This is a genomic window from Streptomyces sp. OfavH-34-F, assembly GCF_022347745.1.
Taxonomy (GTDB): Bacteria; Actinomycetota; Actinomycetes; order Streptomycetales; family Streptomycetaceae; genus Streptomyces.
Genome location: NZ_JAKRGC010000328.1, coordinates 1 through 7,109 on the forward strand (window position 1 = coordinate 1; position 7,109 = coordinate 7,109).

Here is a 7,109-nt window from a genome sequence, read left to right on the forward strand (position 1 = left end):
CGCCGTGCCCGGGGCGTCCGGCGGCGGGCCGCCCGCCGTCAGCTCCCGGCCGTCCGGCTCCTCGGCCCCCGGCGGCACCGCGCTCTCCGCCTGGCCCTCCCCGTAGAACCCGTCCGCCTCCACCCCGGTCAGCGACACCGAGGCGAGCCCGGACACGTCCTCCGAGCCGTCCAGGCCGTCGTAGTCCGCGATGGCGGCGAGCCGCGCCGAGGTGTCCATGAACGCGGGGTCGATCCGGTGCACGGCCCGGTACAGCGGCAGGGCGGCGGCGCTGCGGCCGGTGCCTTCGTGGGCGCGGGCCAGCCAGTAGCGCAGCTCCTTGCGCTGGGGCTGCTCGCTGCGGCAGCGCATCAGGGCCGTCGCGAGCATCGGCTCCGCCTGCCCGTACATCTCCAGACGCACCCGCGCCATCCCGCCGAACAGCCCGGCCTCGATGCCGAGCAGCGGGTCGTCGATCAGCTGCTCGGTATGGCGGACGAGCTGCTCCCAGTCCTTGACCAGATAGGAACGGCAGGCGTGCAGGAAGCGCACCTGGGGGTCGGTCTCCACCGGGGGCAGGGCCGCCAGCGCCCGGTCCAGCTCCGCGAGATGGCGGCCGTCCAGCCAGTGCGAGGCGTGCGCGAGGAGCAGATCGCGCGGGCTCTCCAGCACCGGCTGCACCCACCAGCCCAGCCAGTACCAGGAGTTCAGCGTGCGGCGGTGGCGGGTGCGCTGCTCGCCGAAGCGGTCGCGGTGACGGTGCATGTGCAGCAGGGCCGACGCGGTGTCCACGCGCAGCGCGTGCAGCCCGAGCCAGGCGTCGGCCATTCCGGGGTCCTGGCGCACCGCCGCGCGGAACTCCTCCTCGGCCTGCGGATAGGCGCCCATGGTGTAGGCGTCCACGCCCCGCATCCAGGCGAGGTCGGCCGGGGCCTGTGTGCCCTGCGTGCCGAAGTCCATCAGGTCCCCCACAAACGTGCCCCCAGGATGTCCCGCCGCGCCCGAAAGCCCGCCGAGGCGCGCCGAATCACTGTGCCGTGGACGGGAATTGACCGCACCGAGAGGCATCGTACCTGTGCGGTGCGTATCCGACGAAGGGTGCCGCAGGCCCGCGGGGCGTCGTGACCCAGGGTGAGAAACGGGGCGGGGGAGGGGTGCGGGGAGGACAGGACGAAGCCCCCGGTCACGGGGGAACAACCGGGGGCTTCGCGTCTGTGGGGGCTCCGAAAAGCCGCACATTGAGAACGTAAGACCTGTACCGCCCCCGGGTCAAGCGGAGTTGAGGCGGTTCCGAGCCGATTTCCGGCTGCCCGGTACGGGTGGGGCAGCTGGTCACACCCGGTGACGGAACGGTTCAGCGCAGCTCCCGCACGGGCCCCGGCAGCCACGCGTACCCCACGGGCAACTGCTGTACCAGAACGTCCGCCCAGGGGCGGGACGGATCGGCGGCGAAGTGCGCCGTCTCGGCCGCCGTCCAGCCGTCCCAGAAGGAGCGCAGCGCCGGTCCGTCGCGCCGCCGGCCCCGCGCCCAGGACTCCTCGGGGCCGAGGTCCATCCACAGCAGCCGGGCCAGCAGCGGCCGCAGCGCCCGCCGGCCGGCGCCCACCCCCTCGATCAGGACCACCGGGGCCGGCTCCAGGGTCCTGGGCGGGCCGAAGGCGCGCGCCGTCCAGTCGTAGGGCGCGTAGCGCGCGGGCTCGCCGCGCGACAGCGGTCCGGTGACCTGGGCGCGCAGCCGCTCCGTCCAGGAGAACAGCTCGTCGTGGCTGGCCAGGTCGTCCAGGTGGAGCACGGGCGCGTCACCGAGCGCCGCCGCGAGCCGTCCGGCGAAGGTGCTCTTGCCCGATCCGGCGTGGCCGTCGACGGCGACCAGCCGCACCGGGCCGCAGGACGGCGGGAGGGCGCGCAGCCGTGCGGCATGGGACGCGAGGTCGGTCATGCGCCCAGCCTACGAGCCGGCCGCACGCTCGTCCGTTCGGCCCAGCCGCAGGTCACGCCAGTGGCAGAGACCAATATTGGTGAGGTCGGCACGGGCCGAAGCGCTGGCCGAACCGGGACACGAACCGCGATAGTTGGCGCACTGTCGTGCACCGCAGCCCCATTCCGCCGATGACCGGGGGTCTCGCCCATGCCCAGTCCCGCATCCCGCCGTACCGTGCTCGCCGCCGCCGTGGCGGCCGCCGCCGGAGCCGGAACACTGTCGTCCGCCGCCTTCGCGGCCCCCCGCGGCGACCTGCCCCCGGCACCCCGCCCCCCGGTGGACCATCACGCCTGGACCACGTACACCGACTGGCGCTGCGGCAACGGCGCCGGCACCCGCGCGGTGCCCGGCCGCCGCCCGGGTCTCGTCATCGCCCACCCGCTGGGCCGGACGGACTACACCGATCCGCACACCGGCACCACCGCCGCCTGGGAGTACGCCACCTGGACCTCGCCCGTCCACCGTTCCCGCGTGCCCGCCACCGAGGTCATCGCCTCCTGGAACGCCGACACCCCGCCCGGCACCTGGCTGCAGATCGAACTGCGCGGCCGCTACGCGGACGGCACCGACACCCCCTGGTACGTGATGGGCCGCTGGGCCGCCGGCGACACGGACATCCGCCGCACGTCGGTGGACGGCCAGGGCGACGGCCGCAGCTCCGTGTGGACCGACACCCTCTCGGTCGACGACGCGGCGAACGGCCCGCGCCTGGTCTCCTACCGCCTCCGGCTGACCCTGTACCGCACTCCGGGCACCCGCCGCACCCCCACGGTGTGGCGCGTGGGCGCGATGGCCTCGGACATCCCCGACCGCTTCACCGTGCCCGCCAGCACCCCCCGCCTCGTCCGCGAACTGGCGGTCCCGCGCTACTCGCAGAACATCCACGCGGGCCAGTACCCCGAGTACGACAACGGCGGCGAGGCCTGGTGCAGCCCCACCTCCTCCCAGATGATCATCGAGTACTGGGGCCGCAAGCCCAGCGCCGAGGACCTCGCCTGGGTGGAGCCCGGCATCCAGGACCCGCAGGTCTGCCACGCCGCGCGCTTCACCTACGACTACCAGTACGAGGGCTGCGGCAACTGGCCGTTCAACGCCGCCTACGCGGCCACGTACCCCGCCATGAGCGCCGCCGTCACCCGGCTCGGCTCCCTGGGCGACGTGGAGACCCTGATCGGCGCCGGCATCCCCGTCATCACCTCGCAGTCCTTCCGCGAGGAGGAGCTGACCGGCGCGGGCTACGGCACCTCCGGCCATCTGATGACCGTCATCGGCTTCACCCCGGACGGCGACGTCGTCGCCAACGACCCCGCCTCCCCCGACGACGAGGCCGTCCGCCGCGTCTACCGCCGCCACGAGTGGGAGACCATCTGGCTGCGCACCAAGCGCTACGACGCCAACGGCAAGGTCCGCAGCGGCACGGGCGGCGTCTGCTACGTCTACTGGCCGGCCCACCCCGACCCCGCCCAGCGCCGGGCACTGCGGGCGGTGGGTCTGCTGTGAGCGCGTAGGACCCTGCGGCACGAGCCGGCGGACCCGGCTTTCCGGGCGGGGCCGGCGACCGGCGGGGAGGCAGTGACGGATCTCTCTCCCCGCAGGGGCCGCCGGACTGGCACTGTGGTCGGGTCCGGCCGCGTGCCGGGCGCCGCCCCCACCGGCCGACCGAACGAGATGCCATGACCGCGCACACCGCCACCGCCACCGCCGCCCGCCGCCGCACCCGTACGGGAGGGCCCGACGACGGTCCCCGGCTCCTGGAGCACCTCGCCGGCTGGACGCTCGTGGTCGTCGTCGCCATGCTGATCACCCAGCTCGGCCTGGTCTGAGGCGTACCTCCTCCCCGCCCGCCCGCGGCGAACTCCGCCGACCGCGAAACCGGTTGATCGTATGTTCGGCCAACCGGTGACGGGGGCCATCCGATCGGGCATACTCGACCCGCCACGGCCGTCCGCCTGCGTCTCTCGTAATCCGGGAGGGCAACATCGGCCGGAGTGCAGTGATTTCGGGCGTCGCCCGGAGATCCCCCCGGCGCCGCCGCTCACACCCCGCGCGCGCGACCGCCGCAACGCCCGACAGGGAGGAGAGCGCCGTCATGTCCGACCGTGCACCGCAGTGGGTCGAACGCAGTCTGCCCACCGAGGAGTCCCGCCAGCTCATCGAGCTGGTCCGCGACATCGCCCAGCGGGAGATCGCGCCGTACGCGGCCGAGGAGGAGGAAGCGGGCCGCTTCCCCCGCGACGTCTTCACCCTGCTCTCCGACTCCGGTCTGCTCGGACTGCCCTACGACTCCGAGCACGGCGGCGGCGACCAGCCCTACGAGGTCTACCTCCAGGTCCTGGAAGAGCTGGCCGCGGCCCGGCTCACCGTCGGCCTCGGCGTCAGCGTGCACTCCCTCGCCTGCCACGCGCTCGCCGGCTACGGCACCAAGGACCAGCGCGGCGAGCACCTCCCGGCGATGCTCTCCGGCGGGCTGCTGGGCGCCTACTGCCTCTCCGAGCCCGCGTCCGGCTCCGACGCCGCCTCGCTGCGCACCAAGGCCGTCCGGGACGGCGACGACTGGGTCATCACGGGTACCAAGGCCTGGATCACCCACGGCGGCATCGCGGACTTCTACACCGTCCTGGCCCGCACCGGCGTCGAGGGCGCACGTGGCATCACCGCCTTCCTCGTCCCCGGCGACGTCGCCGGGCTGAGCGCCGCCGTCCCCGAGAAGAAGATGGGCATGAAGGGCTCGCCCACCGCCCAGCTGCACTTCGACGGGGTGCGTATCCCCGACGCCCGCCGGATCGGCGACGAGGGCCAGGGCTTCGCGATCGCGCTGTCCGCGCTGGACTCCGGCCGGCTCGGCATCGCTGCCTGCGCCATCGGCGTCGCCCAGGCCGCGCTCGGCGAGGCTCTCGACTACGCCACCGGCCGCAAGCAGTTCGGCCGCCCCATCGCGGACTTCCAGGGCCTGCGGTTCATGCTCGCCGACATGGCCACCCGCATCGAGGCCGGTCGCGCGCTCTACCTGGAGGCCGCCCGGCTGCGGGACGCGGGCCGCCCCTTCTCGCGCCAGGCCGCGATGGCCAAGCTGTTCTGCACGGACGCCGCGATGCAGGTGACCGTCGACGCCGTCCAGGTGCTCGGCGGATACGGCTACACGCAGGACTTCCCCGTCGAGCGCCTGATGCGCGAGGCCAAGGTGCTCCAGATCGTCGAGGGCACCAACCAGATCCAGCGAATGGTCATCGCCCGCCACCTCGCGGGCCCGGAGTCCCGCTGACCCGCTGCGGCCGGTCCGCCCACACGGGTGTCGTCATGATCCGGTGCCAGTCCTGGTCATGGCGGCCCGGCAGCGTCCGTCCGGTGCTCTCCCAGTGCCGCAGCAGCGCCCGGTAGATGGGCGGATCGCTCGGCTGCGGCACCGCGCGCGGCGCGGAACAGGGAGCTTCGGACCGCGACGCCGGTACCGAACCGGGCTGCGGAACCGATTCTTCGGGAGGCGGGGCGAAAAGACGACGGCGGCCTGGGCCTGCCGTGGAATGCAGCGGGGTCATACCCGCCCAACGCCCCGCCGCGCGGCGGGGTCACTGGTTGTTCGATTAGGGCGCGTGTTCACCCGGTCGCTCCGGCTGCCGGGCCGCTCGCGCACCCCGGCCGCACCTGTGGGAGGACGGGCTCAGGCCGCCGCACGCCGCGGCTGGCGGGGCACCCGGATCGGGCGCGAACCGGCGCCCCCGGCGTGCGAGAAGGGCTGCGTACGCCAGTCGAGGCCCTGCGGCAGCGTCAGCAGCAGCGCGGTCTCCTGCTCCTGCGCCCCGTCCGCCTCGGCCGGCCGGTCCCCGGCGGCGCGGCCCGTACCGGGGCACACGGTCAGCACGAACGGATTCCACGGCGACGGGCACAGCGCGTGCTCCGGAAGCACCTCCTCGTCGGCCAGCAGCGCGATGGGCTGCGCGCAGTCCGCGCAGACGACGCGGCGCATCTCCAGGGTGTCGTACGTGTCGTCGTCGAACAGATCGACGGGTTCCGGTTCGGTACGTCCGGTGAGCTTCAGTTCAGGCATGGGAAATCCCCCCTCGGATGGGCCGCTGCGACGCTGTGGCCTCGGCCACAGCAAGCACTTCCCGCCACCGATCGGCCGTAACCGTTCCGTGTCCGACTACTGGCCCGTAAACATGTGGCGTTCGTCACATGCCGGGCGCAGGTGCTGTCCCAACTGCTGGGCAGCTGTGCCGGGAACGACTCATGGCCATAGATTGATCCGTATGGAGGAGCTGGACCGTCACATCGTGGAGTTGCTCGTCAAGGACGGGCGGATGAGCTACACCGACCTGGGCAAGGCCACCGGCCTGTCCACCTCGGCGGTTCATCAGCGCGTCCGCAGGCTGGAGCAGCGCGGGGTGATCCGGGGCTATGCCGCGGTCGTCGACCCGGAGGCGGTCGGCCTGCCGCTGACCGCGTTCATCTCGGTCAAACCCTTCGACCCGAGCGCCCCGGACGACATCGCCGAACGGCTCGCCGGTGTGCCGGAGCTGGAGGCGTGCCACAGCGTCGCGGGCGACGAGAACTACATCCTCAAGGTGCGCGTGGCGACCCCGCTGGAGCTGGAGAACCTGCTGACCCGCATCCGCACGCTCGCCGGCGTCTCCACCCGCACCACGGTCGTCCTCTCCACGCCGTACGAGGCGCGCCCCCCGCAGATCTGAGCGACACCCCGCCGGGCCGGAGGGGGCGCGCACGGGGCGGTGCCCGGCACGCGGGAGACTGGTCCCCATGACCGAGAGCACCGCCCCCCAGAGCGACCACCGCACCGTGCTGCTGCGCGGTGGAGACGTCCACAGCCCCGCCGACCCCTTCGCCACCGCCATGGTGGTCGAACGCGGCCATGTCGCCTGGGTGGGCTCCGAAGGGGCCGCCGACGCCTTCGCGAGCGGCGTGGACGAGGTGATCGACCTCGAAGGGGCCCTGGTCACCCCCGCGTTCACCGACGCCCATGTGCACACCACGGCCACCGGCCTGGCCCTCACCGGACTCGACCTCTCCGGCGCCCGCACCCTCGCCGCCGCCCTGGACCTCGTCCGCGCCCACGTCGCCGCCCGCCCCGCCGACCGGGTCGTCCTCGGCCACGGCTGGGACGCCACCCGCTGGCCCGAGCCGCGCCCAGATC

General features: G+C 73.6%; 8 protein-coding genes. 5 read left to right on the top strand and 3 right to left on the bottom strand.

The window, feature by feature from the left end; genetic code table 11:
* Positions 1 to 939, bottom strand: a 939-nt coding sequence (locus tag MHW47_RS29915) for a tetratricopeptide repeat protein (protein ID WP_374230169.1), incomplete at its 3' end; no start/stop codon positions are given.
* A gap of 394 nt (positions 940 to 1,333) precedes the next feature.
* Positions 1,334 to 1,918 (bottom strand): uridine kinase, encoded by a 585-nt coding sequence (locus MHW47_RS29920; protein ID WP_239226960.1) that lies wholly within the window; start codon positions 1,916 to 1,918, stop codon positions 1,334 to 1,336.
* 189 nt (positions 1,919 to 2,107) lie between these two features.
* On the opposite strand from MHW47_RS29920, the gene MHW47_RS29925 reads away from it, so the two are divergent.
* From MHW47_RS29925 to MHW47_RS29935, 3 genes are all read left to right on the top strand, one after another.
* A complete protein-coding gene (locus MHW47_RS29925; protein WP_239226961.1) occupies positions 2,108 to 3,460 on the top strand; it encodes a peptidase C39 family protein in 1,353 nt (450 codons plus the stop codon).
* 173 nt (positions 3,461 to 3,633) lie between these two features.
* Positions 3,634 to 3,783, top strand: a complete 150-nt coding sequence (locus MHW47_RS29930) for an SCO1431 family membrane protein (protein WP_239226962.1) — start codon at positions 3,634 to 3,636, stop codon at positions 3,781 to 3,783.
* Positions 3,784 to 4,049: 266 nt separating this feature from the next.
* Positions 4,050 to 5,222 (top strand): acyl-CoA dehydrogenase family protein, encoded by a 1,173-nt coding sequence (locus MHW47_RS29935; protein WP_239226964.1) that lies wholly within the window; start codon positions 4,050 to 4,052, stop codon positions 5,220 to 5,222.
* 396 nt (positions 5,223 to 5,618) lie between these two features.
* Here the strand turns inward: MHW47_RS29935 and MHW47_RS29940 are convergent, their stop codons facing one another.
* The gene (locus MHW47_RS29940) at positions 5,619 to 6,005 is read right to left on the bottom strand and encodes a hypothetical protein (protein WP_239226965.1); all 387 of its coding nucleotides are present in this window, start codon (positions 6,003 to 6,005) and stop codon (positions 5,619 to 5,621) included.
* 202 nt (positions 6,006 to 6,207) lie between these two features.
* On the opposite strand from MHW47_RS29940, the gene MHW47_RS29945 reads away from it, so the two are divergent.
* Both MHW47_RS29945 and MHW47_RS29950 read left to right on the top strand, forming a co-directional pair.
* Complete coding sequence (locus MHW47_RS29945; RefSeq protein ID WP_239226967.1) at positions 6,208 to 6,648, top strand: Lrp/AsnC family transcriptional regulator; 441 nt, start codon at positions 6,208 to 6,210, stop codon at positions 6,646 to 6,648.
* A 67-nt stretch (positions 6,649 to 6,715) separates the two neighbouring features.
* On the top strand, positions 6,716 to 7,109 hold a 394-nt coding region (locus tag MHW47_RS29950; protein WP_239226969.1), incomplete at its 3' end, for an amidohydrolase family protein.

Coding starts and splice junctions, on each gene's coding strand:
- MHW47_RS29935 (WP_239226964.1), top strand. CDS start 4,050: ATGTCCGACCGTGCACCGCAGTGGGTCGAACGCAGTCTGCCCACCGAG.
- MHW47_RS29945 (WP_239226967.1), top strand. CDS start 6,208: ATGGAGGAGCTGGACCGTCACATCGTGGAGTTGCTCGTCAAGGACGGG.
- MHW47_RS29920 (WP_239226960.1), bottom strand. CDS start 1,918: ATGACCGACCTCGCGTCCCATGCCGCACGGCTGCGCGCCCTCCCGCCG.
- MHW47_RS29930 (WP_239226962.1), top strand. CDS start 3,634: ATGACCGCGCACACCGCCACCGCCACCGCCGCCCGCCGCCGCACCCGT.
- MHW47_RS29940 (WP_239226965.1), bottom strand. CDS start 6,005: ATGCCTGAACTGAAGCTCACCGGACGTACCGAACCGGAACCCGTCGAT.
- MHW47_RS29925 (WP_239226961.1), top strand. CDS start 2,108: ATGCCCAGTCCCGCATCCCGCCGTACCGTGCTCGCCGCCGCCGTGGCG.